We start from the raw sequence: 15991 nt of genomic DNA, 5'->3' as shown, positions 1-15991 counted from the left end.
TGGTGCGCGGCGCGGCCGCCCGGCCGACATCCGCCACCACCGCCTGGAGATCCCGTGAACCGCCTGCTCCGCTTCCTGCCCGCCCGCCTGATGCGCCGCCTCGGCTACGAGCTCGCCCTGCACGACCCGGCGGCCCTGGCCGCCGCCCTGGAGGCCAACCTCGACACTGCCCGCGCCGGCCACGACGCCGAGCTCCGCGCCGCCCTGTGGAAAATGACCAGCCTGCTCGCGTTTCAGCCCGGTCTGGTCGACCTGCACCAGGAGAGCGCCGACATCGTCGTCTACCTGTGCAGCCTCGCGGCCGCGGCCGAGACCAACCTCGACCTCGACGACCCCGGCCAGTACGCGCTCTACCGGGAACTGCTCCACGCCCTCCGAACCGCTGAGGACCTGCGCCAGCGCGTGGCGGCCGCCGCTTCCCGCGCCCTGCCCGCCGCCCAGAGCACCGCCGAGCTCCAGTACCTCTGACTCTCGTCCCGGGCCCTGACGCTGCCCACCACGGCGACCCGCTCCCGTGCCCACCAGGCCCGGGGGCGGGGCGCCGTGGTGCGCGGCGCGGCCGCCTGGCCGGCACACGAATCCGGAGGCACCCGTGAAGACCACCCACCCCGCTCGCGCCGCCCGCTTCGCCGCCGCCTACGCCCTGCTGCGCGCCGGCGCCGATGTCGGTGACCACCTTGTGCAGAGCGACCACTGCGCCCGTACGAAGGGGGCCACCGACGCGGCACCGGTCACCGGTGACGACGGCACCGTCCACGGCACCGCCGCCGGCCGCCGGGCGTGCGCGATCCACTGCCTGACCTACTCGGCCACCCAGGCCGCCGCCCTTGTCCTCGGCGCCCGCGCGCTCGGCCTGCGGCTGCACCCCGGCCAGGTCGCCGCCGCCCTCGCCATCTCGGGTCTGACGCATTACGCCATCGACCGAAGGGTTCCGGGCGGGCTCCTCCAGCGGTTCGCCGACGCCATCGGCAAGGGCAACTTCTACCGCCTCGCCGACCACGGCATGAACGGCGCGTACTGCATGGACGGCGCCGTCCACCACGCCTTCGAAACCGTGGCCGCCGCCGTCCTCGCCCGCTGACACCCGCCCGCCGGCATCTGGAAGGCCAGCCCATGAAGCACAGCACCACCCCCGAAGGCGTCCTCGGCCCGGTCAAGCCCGGCGACCTGGTCGTGATGGTCGGTTGCTCGGCGAGCGGCAAGTCGAGCCTGCTCTCCGCCGTTCCCGCGCACCAGATCGTCAGCCTGGACCGTCTGCGCGCCGTTGCCTCGGCCCCGGGAGACCAGGACGCAACTGCTGACGCCGTCCTGCTCCAGCACCAGATCCTCGGCATGCGCCTACGCAGGGCCAAGACGTCGATCGTGGACAACACCTCAGTCGAGGCCCAGCACCGCCTGCAGCTGGTGGAGCTGGCGCACCAGTACGGCCGGCGCTGCGTCGCGGCCTGGGTGGACGCGCCACTGCCGACCTGCCTGGCTCGCAATGCCCTGCGTCCGGACCACGAGCGCGTGCCGGAGGACGTCCTGCGCTGGCAGCACGCGATGGCCCGCGCCGCCCGCCTCACGCTGCCCGGCGAGGGCTTCGACGAGATCCGGCACCACCGCACCGCCTGACCAACGCCACAGACCAACCCGGAAGGAATCCCGATGAGCACCAGCACGACGTGGGCCACCGCCTGGCCCGAGGGCGTCCTCGCCCGCTACCTGACCGTCGGCGGCGCCCACGTCGACCTGATGACCCGCCGGTTCCGCACCAATTACACCGCCCAGGGCCGCCCCTACATCAGCGACCGCTGGTACGAGGTTGACGGCTTCACCTGGACGTGCGGGGGCTGCGACACCCGAGGCTCGGTGAACGCCTTCGGCGACCCGTACCTGCCGACCGAGCGGAACAAGGCCCACGAGGACGCCAACGGCCACGCCGCCACCTGCCGCTCGATGGCCCGCCCCGGCCACTGACGCACCGGAGTTCTCCGGGCTGTGACGCTGCCCGCCACCGCGCCCCGCCCGCCGGCCACCCCAGGCCCGGCAGGCGGGGCGCAGTGGCGAGCGGCGCGGCCGCCCGGCCGGACCCCACTCCTTGTGATCGGAGAACCGTGGCACCCGAAACCCTCGCCACCCCCGAGTCCTGCGACCGCCGACTGCTGCGGCTGGAGCGGATCGAGTCCCCGCTGATCGCGCAGCTCGCCGCTGCGATCGGCCACCTGCGCGCCGCCGGCGAGCACGCCGACCCCGCCGCGATCCTCGCCCACTACCCCGGCCGCACCGCGGCGGACCTGACGGTCTGGATCGGCGGCAGCGTCCAGATGATCGCCGAGCTGCTCGTACCGCTGATCGCCCCGCACACCCGGGTGGAGATCACCAGCTACGGCGTCCTGCACCAGGACCCGCCCCTCGGTGACGCCCTGACGCTGGATCTGACGACCGCGCTGCGCAATCCCCCGGAGGACCCCGAGGTCCGCGAAGTGATGCTCCACTCCAGCGGCTTGGACCAGGTCGTCTACGACTACGTGCTGGCCACTCCCGGCGCGGTCGAGATCGCCGAGCGCACCGTGCTGCGCGTCCTCGCCCAGGCTGCCGCGCTGCCCGGCCAGCCGGTCGCCCTGCACGTCTACTGCAGGGGCGGAAAGCACCGCAGCGTTGTCCTGGCCCGCAAGGTCGCCGAGTTGCTGCGGGGCGTCGGCGCGGCCGTGGCCGTGACACACCGCCACGTCCACCTGCCGGTCGTCGAGAACGGCCTGGCCGTCGGCACCGGCCCGTCGGCGGAGATCAGCGACGACCCGACCGGCGCCTGGACCGGTGAAGCGTGAAGCGCATCGCACTCCTGACCGCCGCGGCCGGCACCGCGCTGGCCGCCGCCGGGATCACGCTGCACCTTCGGCGCCAGGCCACCACCGGCCCGGTGCCGGACGAGACCGCGGACCGGTGGGGCGAGCTGCCCTGCCCGCCGCTGCGCGAGGGCGTCGGGCACCTGCACGACTGGCTCGCCTCCGGTGACTGGACGGACCCCGCCGACGTCCTCCAGGCCCTCCAGGAGCAGGCCCCGGCCCACCTGCTCGGCGACCTGGTCCGCGACCTGGCCACCGACCTGCGCGCCGCTGGCCACCCCGGACTCGCCCTCCAGATGGACGAGGCCGAGCAGTTGCTGCGCCGGGCCGCCGACGTCCTGGGCGAGGTCGACTACGTCGACGACGGCTCCCCGTGCCCGGACGAGCCGCACGACGCGAACTGCGTCGGCGGATGCGGCGGCACCGGTGAAGTTATGGAAGTCATGACCTGGGACGACCAGGGCGACGGGATCTTCGTACCGGTCCACCAGGAGCCCGTCGACTGCCCTGTCGGCCGCCAGCACCACGTTCACGGCGAGGCCTGCGAGTGCGGCGGCAGCGGCTACACCTTCGAGGGCGGCTACCGGCACCGCTGCCTCGCCACCCTGCCACCGTCACCCCACCCGCTACCGGACGACGACCCCTGGGCCAGCGCCGCGCCGTACGCCAGCGCCGACGACTACCCGGGCTGACACCTCCCGCTCACAGCACCGCGGCCCGCCTGACGGATCAGGCGGGCCGCGGCCTTCCCCGGATCCGGCCGAACCAATGCCTCTCACAGCCGACCGACCGAACCCGGGCCATCCCTCCGACACGAGACCGAAGGAACAGCTCAGTATGGCCACCGCCGTCCTCACCCACACCCTCCCCTCCCCCGCCCTCAGCCCCGACCAGCGCCGCCAGGCCGCCGCCGCGATCCGCACCATCGGACGCCTCGCCCCCCGCCCGCACCGCTCCCGCTACGCCTGCGCCACCTGCTCGGTGGCCTGGTCCGGGCCCGAGGCCGACTGCTGGACCTGCGGCCTGCCCGCCACGCACTCCAGCGACGACGCTTCCCTGCTCCACCTGCTGCTGATGAGCCCGGTCCTCCCCGGGGCGCCGAAGGCCGGTGCGCGATGACCAACCACGTGCTGCCCGAGGACCTCGACCGGCGCCTGGCCGCCGAACTCGTCCCCCAGTGCCCCGCCCCACCGGCCCGCCGCCGCAACCGCACCACCCAGCCCGGGCCGGTCGCCGCCGACCCGCTCGCCGCCGAACACCGCGCCCAGCTCCTGGCCGCCCTGCGCACCACCACCCCCAGGAGGACCGCAGCATGAGCACCGACCCCCACGACCAGGCCGTGCCGCTGGACCTGATCCTCGGCCCCCACCTGGCCGCCACCGTCATCCGCCGCGCCGCCACCGCCCTCCAGCACGACGACCTGCTGCCCGAACCCGTCGCGCTGCGCCTGGCGTGCGAGCGCGCCACCGACGGCGACCCGCTCATCCTGGCCGCGCCCGGCCAGATCTGGGAGCTGCGCGCCGACGTCGACCCCGACGACGCCCCCGCCCACCGCCTGGCCATCCACCTGCGCCTGACGAGCCCTCCGACCATCTACGTATCCGACCCGGACGACCCGACGGGCGACGGCGAGATCGACGAGCTGCTCCTGGAGGTCCTGCACCTCTACACCCTGGCGTCCTGGGACGTCCGCTTCCTCACCGCGCCGACCGCGATCGGCTGACCGATGCCCAGCGACACTGCCAACCCGGCCACCGTCATGATCGCCGCCGAGAGCATCGACCTGACCCCCACCGAGCCGCGCCAGGACGCCGACGCCGCCGTGCGCACCGCCCGCAGCGCCCGCGACGAGGAGGACCTGGTCCTGCTCCTGACCGCGCTCGGCCTGCCCAGCGGCGAGGACGAACTCGCCCGGCTCGCACCGAACCCACCACCCAGGCCGACACCGCCGGCCGTCCCGACCAGACCCACGGAGGCACCACCGTGTCCGACACCCTCACCACCGAGCCGGCCGACCAGGGGGATGTCCTGGCGAACCTGGACCCGATGACCCGAGAGGTCGCCCTGTCCATGCGCTACCGGGGCGACAGCCCGCTCAAGATCCTCGCTGCCACCGGCCTGACCGAGGCCGAGCTGCAGGCCCTCGCTGCCCGGCACCCGCAGACCGAGGCCGGGCCGGGCCCGGAGTTCGGCACCGCCGTGGACGAGCTCCTCGCCTGGGGCGCCCAGCACCCGCAGGCCAAGGTCCAGCGCCTGGCCGACCAGGCCCGCCAGGCGCTGGAGAAGCTCGCCGGACAGCGCGAGGCCGACCAGGCCGTGGCCACGTACGAGCAGCAGGTCGCCACCCTCAAGGCGCAGCTGGCGAGCGCCGAGCAGGCCCTGCGCGACGCCAAGGCCGGCAAGCCCGCCACCTCGGCGAGCATCCGGGCCACCTCGGCCGGGAGGACTGCTGGCTCCGCCGAGCTGGCGCAGCCCGCCGACAAGACCGTCCGCAACACGATCCGCGCCTGGGCGAACCAGCACGGGCACCCGGTCGCAGACCGCGGCGTCATCCCCCAGACGGTGCTGCGCGCCTGGTACGACGCTCACCCCGACGCGCTCGCCCAGGCCAGCTGACCATGGCCGCCCGCCCGCACACCGTGCCGGGCCACGCCGCCGGCGCGGGCAGGGTCACCCTGTCCCGCGTCGGCGGCGGCGCCGGGCCTGACTGGGGCGCCTACGCGCTGCTCTACACGACCCGGCCCGTGGGCGGCCGCACCGAGGCGGTGATCGGCTACTGCGCTCCGGACGACCCGCTGCTCGACCGCGCCTGGGGCCTGCACCAGCAGCGGCCCTACGGCCCGGCTGGCACCGCCCGTCGTCCCCTCGGCGACTTCGCCGCCGCGTCCAACCCCGCCCGCGGCCGCAGCGAGTCCCCCGCCGCCTACGGCCAACGCATGGCCCTGTTCCTGCTGCGCATCGCCACCGCCACCCGCCTCGTCCACTCCCCACGCATCACCGACCTGCCCTGGGCCGACTGGTCGCTCGCCACCGAGCAGCACGTCCACCTCGCCCCGGACCCGGACCACCCCGGCCGGGGCTGGGCCGGCCACGACCAGGTCCGCATCGGACGGCTCCTCACCCTCCAGCCCAAGCAGCCCTGAACCCCTCGGCGGCCCCACCCGGGCCGCCAGCCCCGTCGCGTCCCCGGAAGGGAGCAGCACCGCCATAACCACAGCCACCGCCCTGATCGCCCGCGCCGAGGCCACCCTCGACCGCTACCAGCACGCCCCGGGTCCCGAGGACGCCGACGCCGCCCGGGCCCTGCACCGAGACCTGCTCGCCCTCCTGCCCGCCGCCCGGGTGCTGCTCGCCGAACGCGACGACCTCGCGCGGCGCCTGGAGGACGCCCGCCGCGACCCGCTCACCGGCCTGCCCACCCGCGCCGCCTTCACCGCCACTGCCGAGCGGCTCCTCGCCACGGCCGCAGCACCCGCGGTGCTGATGCTGGACCTGGTCGACTTCAAGGCCGTCAACGACCCCCATGGCCACGAGGTCGGTGACGCGGTCCTCACCGCGACGGGCCGCCGCCTGGCCGACTGGGCCGGGCCGGGCGCGGTCGTCAGCCGGCTCGGCGGCGACGAGTTCGCCGCCGTCCTCGACACCGACCCCGCCAGCCTGCCCGCACGGATCGCCGACCTTCGCTCGCTCCTCGAGCAGCCCGTCGACCACCACGGCACGACGGTCGCCGTCGACGCCTCCATCGGCTCAGCCACCCCCGCCGGCCACCTCAACCGCAGCCTCCCCGCCCTCCTCCACGCCGCCGACCTCGCCATGTACGCCGACAAGGGCCGCGGCCGCCGTGGCCGCCGCCAGCACACCCCGACCACCGCCTGATCCAGGAAGGCCTCATGCCCCGCACGACCATGCCCATCACCGGCGTCCACGCCGACGGCACCCCCTGCACCCACCAGGTCAACCAGCGCACTGGCCGCCCCAAGGACCCGACCAGCGACTGCACCGGCCGCACCGGCTACGGCGCCACCTGCTCCGCCTGCGGCGAGACCGTCACCAACTACCTCAAGCTCCTCGTCACCCCCGAAGTCGCCAAGCACCTGCGCCAGCACGCCAACTGACCCCCAGGAGGACCACCGACATGACCGCCCCCGCCGGCTTCACCACCCTCTACTGCCTGACCATCGCCTGCTGCGACGAAGACGCCGAAGCCTTCCTCGCCCTCGGCCACCACGACGCCCGCCGCATGACCGCCGCCGCCAACCGTCTGCTGCGCACCGAGCGCCTCGAGCGCTATCGGCCGATGGTCAGCGAGCTCCCGCGCATCACCCACACCTTCGGCACCCTCACCGCGCAGCCGCTGGACGAGGACAGCGAAGGAGCCTGGAACTTCGAGTTCGCCGACCAGGACGAGGCCGGCGCCCAGGCGGTCACCCTGCTCGACATCCCCGGCCTGGGTGACTTCGAGCTGCTCGCCGTCCCCAGCCGCTGTCCCGACTGCGCTCGCCTGACCACCACCGGCCACTACATGTCGGCCAAGATGCGGGCCCTCGGTGCGCCCAGCCCGCTCGGTCACGAGTGCCGCACCTGCGGCACCATCTGGCCCGGCATTCCCCGATCCGTCCCGACCCCAGCTGTGGCAGCCTGATCGCCACCGTCCCGCAGACCTGAACAACGGGCCCACCCCTCGGCATCAGCCGAAGGGGTGGGCCTTTTTGCGTTTCGGAACCCTCCACCCAAGATCATTCTTGGACAATCGGGCAAGAATGATCTTGGGCGGCGCGGCGCGGCACCGCCCGGCGGATCATCGCCCGCCTCGACACCTTGGGGCGACAACGACCTCGCCGAACGCCGGCCCGGCTACCCCTAAAGTCAGTCCCGCCCCCGGGTCGGCCCCGGCGCCTTCGTAGCCGCTGGGCCCAGCTCCCCGGTGCGGCTCTCGGCGAGCCCGACCACCCCCTCAGCAGCAGTATCAACATGTAGGCCCCGTACCCGCGCATTCGCGCCGATACGGGGCCTCTTTGCGTTCTGCGGCCTACGCCGTCGCGTCCTCGGCGGCGCCCACGTCAGGAAGCTGGTCAACAACGCGCAGCACGTAGGCGCGGAGCTGCGCCGCGAGTTCGGCCGTACGGTCCGGGTCAGTCTCCCTGGCCTTGGCGTACGCCTGGGCCAGGCCCTGGACCGAGTCGGCGAAGGCGCCGGCCTTACTGACGTAGACGGCAAAGTCAGCAAGTGGGTCGGCTGCTGAGCTGCCTTCCGCCGAGGCCTGATGCGGCACGGAGGCATCACGTTGGGCTGCTGAGGAAGGCGCGGCTTCGCCCGTGGGCTTTACCGCGGTAAAGCCCACGGCTCCGGAGGCCTCGGCGGCGCCGTCGGTCGCGCTCTTCTTTACCGCGGTAAAGCCCGGCTGCGCGTCGCTGCCGGGTGCGTCTGCATCGCTCGACTGCTTCTGGCGGTTCCTCGGTTGCCGTGGCTGAGCTTTCTCCTCCTCCCGTTCAGCGGATCGGGCTCGCCAGGCATCCACCTGTTGGCGCACCGGGAGCTTCGCCAGCGCCCGGGTCTCCCGCAGGGGGAGCTCGCCTGAGCTCACCAGCTCTTGCAGTTCCGGTGCCAGGTCCAGCAGATACATCTGCTGGGTGACCCAGCCGGCCGACTTCCCGTAGTGCTCCGCGACCTTGGCCTTGCCATCGAGCTCTTCGACCATCGTCCTGATGCCGAGGGCTCGCTCGATCGGATCGAGATCCTCGCGGTCGTTGTTCTCCGAGAGCACCGCGTCCAGGAAGTCGGCGCGGGACGTCGCGACCTCGTCGTCGACCACCACATCGAGGGTGGGAACGTCGGCTGCACGTGAGCCCCGCCAGCGGCGCTCACCGTTGGCGATGACGTAGAGCGCGCCACCGATGTTCTCCGCCTCGCCCGGCCACAGCTTGAGGTAGGCGTCACGAGTGACCGCGACGGCGGGCTGCAGTTGCTTCTTCTTGAGCTTCAGCCCGAACTCTCGCAGCTCCTCCTCGGTACCGAAGTTCCGGCGCGGGTTGAACCGGGTCGGTACGAGCTGCGTGAGCGGCAAGGCGCGCAGTCGGCTGTCAGGGGCGCCTGTGGTGGGCGCCCCGGTACTGGCGGCGACGGCCTGGCGACGCGCGCTGACGCCGCCCTGCGCTCGGGCGAAGGACGCCCCGGTGCCGAGTTGGTCTGCGACGCGGGTCATGACACCTCCCGGGCCAGAGCGCGCATCGTGGCGGCCTGCTCGCCGCGCGGTGCGAAGGAGAGCAGGGGCTGCTTGACGCGGACGGCCTTACGTTGGTCGGTGAGGTCACCGATGACTGCGACCACCCTCGGATCCTTTATGTCGATCCAGGCCTGGAGCGATGAGGTGGCGATGAAGCCGCGGCGTGGGTCGTAGAGGTTGACCACGATGCCGAGGTAGTCGATCTCTACGCCCATGTCGTTGCGGAGGTCCTCGATCTGCGTGATGAGCAGGTCGTAGGCGTCGGCGCTGCTGTCCTCGGCCTGCACCACGATCAGGGCGCCGGAGCTCCCGGGGTCTTCGTCCTCTCGCCGGCGGCCGTAGTAGATGGCCGCGTCCATGCTGAGCCCGAGGCTGGGCGGGCAGTCCACGATGATCTCGTCGTAGAACGGCTCAAGCGGGGCCAGCGCGCGCTCGAGGGCGGCCTCCCGGAAGCGCACCTTCGACAGGGCAACGTCCAGGAGGAAGCCGTCCTGACAGCCTGGCAGCAGGTCGAGTCGACCGCCGTACCGGTCGTCCTGGATCGGCACCACCAGGTCGCGGATGTCGCGTTTGGCTTCCCCCGTCATGTGCTTGCTGAGGCTGTCGATCTCCGGGGCCATGGGGATCTCTTCCTGCCCCAGCTGCTTGGTGAGGTGACGCTGCGGGTCGAAGTCGACCAGCAGCGTGCGACGGCCGAGGCCGGGCAGCTCCTCGAGCTCGAGCGGGTCAGGGCCCTGAACGTCTTCCAGGCGCGCAGCGAAGTGCTTGGAGATGCGTACCGGATGAAGCGCCTCGGAGTCTTCCGCGAGCGCCGCGCCAAGGCCGGCCGCGACAGCTGTCTTGCCGACACCGCCCTTCTGGTTGCAGACGATGCGGCGGCGCGGGTGCTTGGCGCGTTTCACGGTGGGAGCCGGATTCGTCTCCAGCCACAGCTGCACGGATTGGGCGAGCCCTTGCGTCAGGGAGACGCCCCGGTCGGCCGCCGTCTGCCGGAATGCTTCCCACTGCCCATTGGGCAGGAAGGTGGAGAACGACTCGGCGCCGGAGGTGTCGATGGTGCCCGGAGCAGAAGCCAGGGCCATCCAGGCCGCGATACCCCGTTCAACGGCGATCTGGATCTCGACGCGGTGCTGTGCCGCTCGGACCTTGAGCGTTTGCCAGAGCCATCCTGGCAGCTTGGATACGACCTTCTCGCGGTCGTTGGAGGTGGCTGGGGAACTCATGGGCGGTACCTTACTAACGCCGCCAGCCGTGAGCGAAGCTCGACACGTTAGGAATGCCAGAACGCCGGCCTTTACCGCGGTAAAGGTGACCGCAGGGCCATGTGCCCTTGACGGGTCGTCGCCCAGGGGAGGAGCGTCATGCAAGTCCGTGTAACCGGCTTGGTGCGGGAGGCTCTTGTGACGCTACGTTTTCTGGGGATCTGGCCGAACACCCCATCTGACCAGTCCCCGACGATCTGGTTGGAGGAGGAGACCGGGGACCTGATCATCCAGTCCTGGAAGGCGGATGAGGCGACGGTCCGGCAGGCGCAGGAGGTCGGCTCGGTGCCCGGCCACACGACCGACGTCCCGGAGCACGAGACGGTGATCCGGCTGCCCGCCAACATGCTTCAGTTCATCCCGCGGCCCGACGGAGAGGCCCCACGTGGCAACACCGGTTCGTAAGGCGCTCGCCCGCGCGCAGCGCTCGGCGGTGCATCTGGAGATGCGCGACCACTACATGCTGGACGATCCGGAGTTCATCGCCTTCCAGCACGGCAAGCGCCTGAACCCGGCCGATCGCGGCTCGTGGTGGCACGGGTGGCATGACGCGGTGGCCGAGGCTGTTGGCCGCGGGGTGGTGGTGCGGCGGGCGCGGATCGTCTCCGAGCCGGTCCACGACTACATCCGCTACGAGCACGACCTGACCTTCGGCAACCTGGCCGCCGGCGAACAGGTCCGCTGGCTGCCCCGGCGCAACACCAAGGACCTGTGCCTGCCGGGTCTGGACTTCTGGGTCTTCGACGACCAGGTGGTGCACTACCACCACTTCACCGGGGAGGGGCAGCTCGCCGAGGCCGGGGAGGAGATCCTCCAGGATCCCGCCCTGGCCAAGCACTGCGCCGCCGCGTTCGAGGCGGTCTGGGAGCGCGCCGTCCCGCACGACCGGTACACGGTCTGACCCGATCACCTCCACCCGCACCGGACCATGCCAGCTTCCCCGTCGTCCAGCGCCCAGGCCGCCCGCAAAGCCGTCGCCGAGCGCCTGCGCGAGCTCATGCTGGACGCCGGCCTGAACGGCAAGCAGCTGGCCGCCCGGTGCGGGTGGACCCCTGCCAAGACCTCCCGCATCATCAACGCCAAGACCCCGCCCTCGGACGCGGACATCCGCGCCTGGTGCGCGGCGTGCGGCGCCGACGACCAGGCCGGCGACCTCATCGCCCGCAGCCGCCAGGCCGACGCCATGTTCCTGGAGTGGCGCCGGATGGAACGCTCCGGCCTGCGCCAGGCCCAGCAGTCCGTGCGGCCGCTCTACGAGCGCACCCGCTCCTTCCGTGCCTACGCGCCGTGGGTGCTGCCCGGCATGGTGCAGACCCGCGCCTACACCACCAGGGTCCTCACCGCGATCCGCGACCGCCGCGGCCTGGTCGACGATGTCGAGGCCGCCGTCGGCGAGCGGATGGATCGTCAGCACATCCTCTACGAAGGCCGGCACCGCTTCGCCCTGCTGATTGAGGAGAGCGTCCTGCGCAACGGCCTCGGCGGCCGCCCGGTGATGCTGGAGCAGCTGCGCCACCTGCTCACCGTCGGACGGCTGCCCAACGTGAGCCTCGGCGTGGTGCCGATGCGGCCGGACCGGGACAACGGCTGGCCGGTGGAAGGGTTCTGGATCTACGACCAGACCCAGGTCAACGTGGAGCTGGTCTCCGGGTACCTGACGATCACCCAGCCCAGCGAGATCGCCATGTACGAGAAGGTCTTTGCCGAGCTGTCCGACGTCGCGGTACGCGGCGCGCCGGCACGGGCCCTGATCACGGCGGCGATCGACGCCCTCGGATGAATCCGTGTAATCCCGTGCAACTTCGTTGAGTGACCACTTCGCTACTCGCTACCGTCGTTGATGCCGCCCGGTGCGAGGACGGGGCCGATCCCCCTCGGCACCGTGGACGCCCCGGGTGGCGACCCACCCCCGCGACGTGCTGGAGCACCGCCATGCCCGTGAGCAGACCGCATCCTCGACACCCCGGCCACGACCTGGTGGTGATGGTCGATGGCAGGACGGTGGTCCGCATCCCGAACCACAGCGCCGCCCTGCGCCGGGCCCGGCTGTTCCGCGAGCTGCGCAGCCGGGCGGCGCGGTGAACAGCGCCGACTTCGTCCCGCCAGCCGATCGCCAGCGGGGCCTGACCATCCGAACCTACGACGTCGGCCCTGACGGCACCCGGTCCCACGACACCGGCCCGCTCGCCCTCGACCCCGACGACGTTCCGGCCCACGCCACCCATCCCGCGGCCGGCTGGCCGAGCTGCTCTTGCCCGATCCACGGAGGAAACCGTGCTCACTCAGCTTGACGGCATCCTCGGCCGACGCGGCATGAGCTCGCCCATCGAGTGGTCGTCTCCCGGCGCGGCGCGCGGCCGCGGCGCTCTCCTGGTCGCCGCCCACCGCGACCGGGAGATCGTCCGCAGCCCCCACTTGACCGAGGACTGGGCCGCCTTGGCCGTCCGCTCCCCGAATCTGCTCGCCGCCGTCCAGGCTGTCCTCGGGCCGGACGTCGCCGTGGAGAACACGTTCCTCGTCGCGAAGTGGCCGGGGAAGGTGTTCGAGATCCCGTGGCACCAGGACGGCATTGACGCCCGCCTGGAGCTGGACCCTGAGCGCTCGGTCTCGGCGTGGCTGGCCGTCACCGACGCCACCGAGGCCAACGGGTGCCTTGAGGTAGCCCCGGGATCGCAGTCGGCTGGCTACCTGCCGGTGGAGAAAGAGCCGGCGAACGGCACCGGGCGCGGCCGGGCCGACCAGGCCGTCGGCTTCACCCCCGAGACCACCATCCCCGTGCCGCTGCGCGCCGGCTGCGCTGTCCTCATGGACAGCCGCCTGGTGCACCGCTCCGGCACCAACACCGGTAGCGGCGCCCGCATCGGGCTGAACGTCCGCCGGGCGCCATCCTGCGGCGCGACCCCCAGAGCCCCAGCATCGTGCCGATCAGCGGCACGGGCTGGCAGTCCGGCAGGACAAGGGAGAGGAGAGCACCACTGTGACCATCCTCGACACGCTCGACCAGGCGACCGCGGTGACCCGCGTGCGCGTCCTGACCGGGGAGGACGCCGACGCGGCCCGCCGCGCGGACAAGACCCCGATCGGCAAGTCCGACTGCACCTACTACTGCCCCGACGCCGCCACCGCCGAGCGGTGCATCGAGGCTCTGCGCGAGTCCGACGAGCGGCTGCGCAGCCGCCCGGAGGAGCTGATGCTCTGGGACTGGCAGTGCACCTACTGGGAGCCCGAGCCGGGCAACCCGAACGGCGGCGGCACCGTGCTGCTCGGCGTCGCCTGGTACGACCCGGCGTTCTTCGCCGACCGGCGCGACGCCTGGTTCGGCGCGATGCACCAGCGGATCTACCAGCAGCTGGGCATCCCGCTCGAGGACATCACCGTCACCCACTGGTCCCTGATCGCGTGATCTGAGACCGACAGTGCGAAGGGCCGGCCTCCATCCCGGGAGGCCGGCCCCGCTCGCGTCATCAGCTGCGCACGCTCTCCAGCACCGGCTCCGCACCCGGCAGCGGCGTGCGGGTCCTCGCCCACCACACCACGACCGCGCACCCGGCTAGGCCCACCAGAGCGGTGGCGACGCCGCCAGCGGTGAACCCGGCCCGGGGGTGGGCCGCCGCCAGCGCGGGGATCCCCGCCATCGCCAGGGTGCCCATGGTCCGGATGACCGTCTGGTCGAGCGTCAGCAGCCGCCGGCGGGCCGCCGGCGGGAACTGCGCCAGGTGCGTGGACAACGACACCGCCAGGAACGGCGACACCGCCCCGTACGCGGCCGACACCGCGACCAGCTCGGTGACCGTGCTGACCGACCCGGTCACCGCCATCAGCAACCCGGAGACGCTCCAGGCGATGCAGTAGAACAGTGGGAGGGACTTCGGGAGACGGACGTTCCCGGCGGCCATGTTGCCGACGATCGACCCGGCCCCCGTCGCGGCCAGCATCACGCCGTAGGTACCGACACCGCCGCCGAGCCGCACCGCCACCAGCGCGGGCATCACGATCGACACCGCACCCGCGAAGATCGCGACCCCATGGACGGCCAGCACCACCCCGGTCTCCGGGTGCGTGCGCATCAGGGTCCGGGCCCGCGGCCCGGCGCCCGAGGCGACGGTGGCACGCGCCGGCCCGGACTCCCTGCTGGCGGCGCGGGCGCCCAGCACGGCCAGCGCGACGGCGGACAGCGCGAACGTCGCCCCGTCCAGCCAGAACAGCCCGGCCATCGGCATCACCGCGAGCAGCACACCGGCAGAGCCGGGGCCGGCGACCCGGGCGATCCGGTTGGTCGAGTCCATCAGTCCGTTGACGGCCTGCACCTCCTGCGGCCGCACGAGGTCCGGGACGAGCGCACCGAGGTTCGGATCGAAGAGCGCCCCGCCGACCCCGAGCAGTGCGGCAGACACCAGCAACCCGGGCGTGCCGAACACCTCCCACGTCCACGGCAGCGCCGCGACCAGCACCATGCGGACCACATCCACCACGGCGAGCGAGCGCAGCGTGGTGAACCGCTCCATTACCCGCCGGCCGATGGTGCCGAGCACGATGTACGGCACCGACTCCGCGATAGCCACCAGCCCCATCGCCGCGCCGCCGGATCTCTGCCAGGCGAGCCACATCACCGCCAGCGCGTACAGCCGGTCACCGAATACCGACGCCGTCTGCGCGCCCCACAGGAGAAGAACCGGGCCTCGCCGCAGCAACCGCACGTATCGCAAGATCCACACCCGTCCGGGAAACACGAAGTCCCGGCAGCAGGCTCGCCACCGGGAACTCCCGTAACTCTAGGGCAAGTTGAAGATCACCTGCCGCAGACTCCCCGATCGCCCCACAGCCTCGGCTCGGGGGCTCGCTATGTCGACGGATCGGCCGAGGCGCCGATCGAACGACGAGGCCTTTCTCGAGGTTGCTGTCGGGGGCACCCAAGCAAAGACGGCCGGGCGGCGGCCGGGCCTCATGCGCGCCCGGTCGGCCCCTTACCTCGTGCAACCCCGCCGGCCTTCGGCGGCAGGGCCTTGCTGGTGCTCTTGCGGGCTGCGGTCTTCTTGCCGGCTTGCTTGGTGGTGCTGGTGCTCTTTACGGCATCGCTGGTCTTCGGGTGCCGCTCCTTGGCGTCGGCGAGGGCGCGCTCCAGGACGGCCATGAGGTCCAGGACGGTTCCGCCGGGCGGCAGGACTCGCGACTCGGGGGCGTGTGGGGGTTCGATCCCGGCGAGGCGGGCTTCGACGACTTGCTCCAGGGCGTGGGCGTACTCGTCGTGCTCGGTCTCGAGCTGGAAGTCCTCGGTGATGGCGTCCATCAAGGTCCGGGCGAGCTGGACCTCCGTGGGGCGCAGCTGGACGGTCTCGGGGGCGATGTCGGCGGCGGAGCGGATCTCGTCCGGCCAGAGCAAGGTCTGGAGCACGAGGACGTTTTCGCGCACCCGTAGGACGGCCAGGCACTCGCGGGTGCGGATCGCCACGCGGGCGACGGCGACTTGGCCGGCCTCCAGCATGGCCTGGCGCAGTACTGGTGAACCCGGGTATTCGAAGCTGCGGAATATGTCCTCCGGGGAGCGGGCGGGTGTGGAGTAGCCGGTCGTCCTGCGAGCGAACCGCCCGTTGTCGCCGTCATCCCTGTCACAGTGCCTGACGCCGTCACGGGTCCTCGGCTCGGACCGCCCGGGGCGGGAAGATCTTGATCTACTTGCG

The 15991-nt window shown here is 72.3% G+C and carries 24 protein-coding genes and 1 pseudogene; 21 read left to right on the top strand and 4 right to left on the bottom strand.

What is annotated here, in order from left to right; translation table 11 throughout:
* Positions 1-54 precede the first annotated feature (54 nt).
* From ACIG5E_RS33785 to ACIG5E_RS33715, 15 genes are all read left to right on the top strand, one after another.
* Positions 55-468: a hypothetical protein gene (locus ACIG5E_RS33785; protein WP_396540091.1), complete on the top strand. Its 414-nt coding sequence runs from the start codon at positions 55-57 to the stop codon at positions 466-468.
* Between the two features lie 124 nt (positions 469-592).
* Positions 593-1081, top strand: coding sequence for a hypothetical protein (locus ACIG5E_RS33780; RefSeq protein WP_396540089.1), 489 nt, complete (start codon positions 593-595; stop codon positions 1079-1081).
* A gap of 32 nt (positions 1082-1113) precedes the next feature.
* Positions 1114-1614: an AAA family ATPase gene (locus ACIG5E_RS33775; RefSeq protein ID WP_396540087.1), complete on the top strand. Its 501-nt coding sequence runs from the start codon at positions 1114-1116 to the stop codon at positions 1612-1614.
* Positions 1615-1647: 33 nt separating this feature from the next.
* A complete protein-coding gene (locus ACIG5E_RS33770; RefSeq protein WP_396540085.1) occupies positions 1648-1959 on the top strand; it encodes a hypothetical protein in 312 nt (103 codons plus the stop codon).
* 137 nt (positions 1960-2096) lie between these two features.
* Complete coding sequence (locus tag ACIG5E_RS33765) at positions 2097-2810, top strand: hypothetical protein (RefSeq protein WP_396540083.1); 714 nt, start codon at positions 2097-2099, stop codon at positions 2808-2810.
* Entirely contained in the window at positions 2807-3520 is a 714-nt protein-coding gene (locus ACIG5E_RS33760) for a hypothetical protein (protein WP_396540080.1), read from the top strand. Before ACIG5E_RS33765 ends, ACIG5E_RS33760 begins: the two co-directional genes overlap by 4 nt.
* A 145-nt stretch (positions 3521-3665) precedes the next feature.
* Positions 3666-3947: a hypothetical protein gene (locus tag ACIG5E_RS33755; protein ID WP_396540078.1), complete on the top strand. Its 282-nt coding sequence runs from the start codon at positions 3666-3668 to the stop codon at positions 3945-3947.
* Positions 3944-4144 carry a hypothetical protein gene (locus tag ACIG5E_RS33750; protein WP_396540076.1) on the top strand — a complete coding sequence of 67 codons (201 nt, stop codon included), beginning with the start codon at positions 3944-3946 and terminating at the stop codon, positions 4142-4144. Before ACIG5E_RS33755 ends, ACIG5E_RS33750 begins: the two co-directional genes overlap by 4 nt.
* The gene (locus tag ACIG5E_RS33745) at positions 4141-4551 is read left to right on the top strand and encodes a hypothetical protein (protein ID WP_396540074.1); all 411 of its coding nucleotides are present in this window, start codon (positions 4141-4143) and stop codon (positions 4549-4551) included. Before ACIG5E_RS33750 ends, ACIG5E_RS33745 begins: the two co-directional genes overlap by 4 nt.
* 3 nt (positions 4552-4554) lie before the next feature.
* On the top strand, positions 4555-4878 hold the full coding sequence (locus ACIG5E_RS33740) for a hypothetical protein (protein WP_396540072.1): 324 nt from the start codon (positions 4555-4557) through the stop codon (positions 4876-4878).
* Positions 4812-5444, top strand: a complete 633-nt coding sequence (locus ACIG5E_RS33735) for a histone-like nucleoid-structuring protein Lsr2 (protein WP_396540069.1) — start codon at positions 4812-4814, stop codon at positions 5442-5444. Before ACIG5E_RS33740 ends, ACIG5E_RS33735 begins: the two co-directional genes overlap by 67 nt.
* Positions 5445-5446: 2 nt before the next feature.
* On the top strand, positions 5447-5971 hold the full coding sequence (locus ACIG5E_RS33730; RefSeq protein ID WP_396540067.1) for a hypothetical protein: 525 nt from the start codon (positions 5447-5449) through the stop codon (positions 5969-5971).
* Between the two features lie 199 nt (positions 5972-6170).
* Complete coding sequence (locus tag ACIG5E_RS33725; protein ID WP_396540065.1) at positions 6171-6704, top strand: GGDEF domain-containing protein; 534 nt, start codon at positions 6171-6173, stop codon at positions 6702-6704.
* A 14-nt stretch (positions 6705-6718) separates the two neighbouring features.
* Positions 6719-6943 carry a hypothetical protein gene (locus tag ACIG5E_RS33720; protein ID WP_396540063.1) on the top strand — a complete coding sequence of 75 codons (225 nt, stop codon included), beginning with the start codon at positions 6719-6721 and terminating at the stop codon, positions 6941-6943.
* A gap of 20 nt (positions 6944-6963) precedes the next feature.
* A complete protein-coding gene (locus ACIG5E_RS33715; RefSeq protein ID WP_396540061.1) occupies positions 6964-7470 on the top strand; it encodes a hypothetical protein in 507 nt (168 codons plus the stop codon).
* A gap of 387 nt (positions 7471-7857) precedes the next feature.
* Here ACIG5E_RS33715 and ACIG5E_RS33710 read toward each other — a convergent pair whose 3' ends face one another.
* Both ACIG5E_RS33710 and ACIG5E_RS33705 read right to left on the bottom strand, forming a co-directional pair.
* Positions 7858-9030 carry a ParB/RepB/Spo0J family partition protein gene (locus ACIG5E_RS33710; protein ID WP_396540059.1) on the bottom strand — a complete coding sequence of 391 codons (1173 nt, stop codon included), beginning with the start codon at positions 9028-9030 and terminating at the stop codon, positions 7858-7860.
* Positions 9027-10274, bottom strand: a complete 1248-nt coding sequence (locus ACIG5E_RS33705) for a ParA family protein (RefSeq protein ID WP_396540057.1) — start codon at positions 10272-10274, stop codon at positions 9027-9029. Before ACIG5E_RS33705 ends, ACIG5E_RS33710 begins: the two co-directional genes overlap by 4 nt.
* Positions 10275-10451: 177 nt before the next feature.
* Between ACIG5E_RS33705 and ACIG5E_RS33700 the strand changes: the two genes are divergently transcribed.
* The 6 genes and pseudogenes from ACIG5E_RS33700 (at position 10452) to ACIG5E_RS33675 (ending at position 13716) form a co-directional block, all read left to right on the top strand.
* On the top strand, positions 10452-10718 hold the full coding sequence (locus tag ACIG5E_RS33700) for a hypothetical protein (protein WP_396540055.1): 267 nt from the start codon (positions 10452-10454) through the stop codon (positions 10716-10718).
* On the top strand, positions 10699-11214 hold the full coding sequence (locus ACIG5E_RS33695; RefSeq protein ID WP_396540053.1) for a DUF6879 family protein: 516 nt from the start codon (positions 10699-10701) through the stop codon (positions 11212-11214). Before ACIG5E_RS33700 ends, ACIG5E_RS33695 begins: the two co-directional genes overlap by 20 nt.
* Before the next feature lie 27 nt (positions 11215-11241).
* The gene (locus tag ACIG5E_RS33690) at positions 11242-12093 is read left to right on the top strand and encodes a helix-turn-helix domain-containing protein (protein ID WP_396540051.1); all 852 of its coding nucleotides are present in this window, start codon (positions 11242-11244) and stop codon (positions 12091-12093) included.
* A gap of 152 nt (positions 12094-12245) precedes the next feature.
* A complete protein-coding gene (locus ACIG5E_RS33685; protein ID WP_396540049.1) occupies positions 12246-12395 on the top strand; it encodes a hypothetical protein in 150 nt (49 codons plus the stop codon).
* A gap of 231 nt (positions 12396-12626) precedes the next feature.
* Positions 12627-13115: pseudogene (locus ACIG5E_RS33680) on the top strand (phytanoyl-CoA dioxygenase family protein); the annotation flags it as partial.
* A 175-nt stretch (positions 13116-13290) separates the two neighbouring features.
* Positions 13291-13716 (top strand): hypothetical protein, encoded by a 426-nt coding sequence (locus ACIG5E_RS33675; RefSeq protein WP_396540047.1) that lies wholly within the window; start codon positions 13291-13293, stop codon positions 13714-13716.
* Positions 13717-13777: 61 nt separating this feature from the next.
* Here ACIG5E_RS33675 and ACIG5E_RS33670 read toward each other — a convergent pair whose 3' ends face one another.
* Both ACIG5E_RS33670 and ACIG5E_RS33665 read right to left on the bottom strand, forming a co-directional pair.
* On the bottom strand, positions 13778-15010 hold the full coding sequence (locus ACIG5E_RS33670) for an MFS transporter (RefSeq protein WP_396540045.1): 1233 nt from the start codon (positions 15008-15010) through the stop codon (positions 13778-13780).
* Positions 15011-15255: 245 nt separating this feature from the next.
* Positions 15256-15807 carry a Ku protein gene (locus ACIG5E_RS33665; protein WP_396540133.1) on the bottom strand — a complete coding sequence of 184 codons (552 nt, stop codon included), beginning with the start codon at positions 15805-15807 and terminating at the stop codon, positions 15256-15258.
* Positions 15808-15991: the final 184 nt, after the last annotated feature.

The sequence above is a fragment of the Kitasatospora sp. NPDC053057 genome (genome assembly GCF_044546945.1).
In the GTDB taxonomy this organism is placed as follows: domain Bacteria; phylum Actinomycetota; class Actinomycetes; order Streptomycetales; family Streptomycetaceae; genus Kitasatospora.
This window is presented reverse-complemented; position numbering and strand designations above follow the sequence as displayed.

Coding starts and splice junctions, on each gene's coding strand:
- ACIG5E_RS33720 (WP_396540063.1), top strand. CDS start 6,719: ATGCCCCGCACGACCATGCCCATCACCGGCGTCCACGCCGACGGCACC.
- ACIG5E_RS33775 (WP_396540087.1), top strand. CDS start 1,114: ATGAAGCACAGCACCACCCCCGAAGGCGTCCTCGGCCCGGTCAAGCCC.
- ACIG5E_RS33750 (WP_396540076.1), top strand. CDS start 3,944: ATGACCAACCACGTGCTGCCCGAGGACCTCGACCGGCGCCTGGCCGCC.
- ACIG5E_RS33755 (WP_396540078.1), top strand. CDS start 3,666: ATGGCCACCGCCGTCCTCACCCACACCCTCCCCTCCCCCGCCCTCAGC.
- ACIG5E_RS33715 (WP_396540061.1), top strand. CDS start 6,964: ATGACCGCCCCCGCCGGCTTCACCACCCTCTACTGCCTGACCATCGCC.
- ACIG5E_RS33705 (WP_396540057.1), bottom strand. CDS start 10,274: ATGAGTTCCCCAGCCACCTCCAACGACCGCGAGAAGGTCGTATCCAAG.
- ACIG5E_RS33745 (WP_396540074.1), top strand. CDS start 4,141: ATGAGCACCGACCCCCACGACCAGGCCGTGCCGCTGGACCTGATCCTC.
- ACIG5E_RS33710 (WP_396540059.1), bottom strand. CDS start 9,030: ATGACCCGCGTCGCAGACCAACTCGGCACCGGGGCGTCCTTCGCCCGA.
- ACIG5E_RS33685 (WP_396540049.1), top strand. CDS start 12,246: ATGCCCGTGAGCAGACCGCATCCTCGACACCCCGGCCACGACCTGGTG.
- ACIG5E_RS33740 (WP_396540072.1), top strand. CDS start 4,555: ATGCCCAGCGACACTGCCAACCCGGCCACCGTCATGATCGCCGCCGAG.
- ACIG5E_RS33690 (WP_396540051.1), top strand. CDS start 11,242: ATGCCAGCTTCCCCGTCGTCCAGCGCCCAGGCCGCCCGCAAAGCCGTC.
- ACIG5E_RS33770 (WP_396540085.1), top strand. CDS start 1,648: ATGAGCACCAGCACGACGTGGGCCACCGCCTGGCCCGAGGGCGTCCTC.
- ACIG5E_RS33730 (WP_396540067.1), top strand. CDS start 5,447: ATGGCCGCCCGCCCGCACACCGTGCCGGGCCACGCCGCCGGCGCGGGC.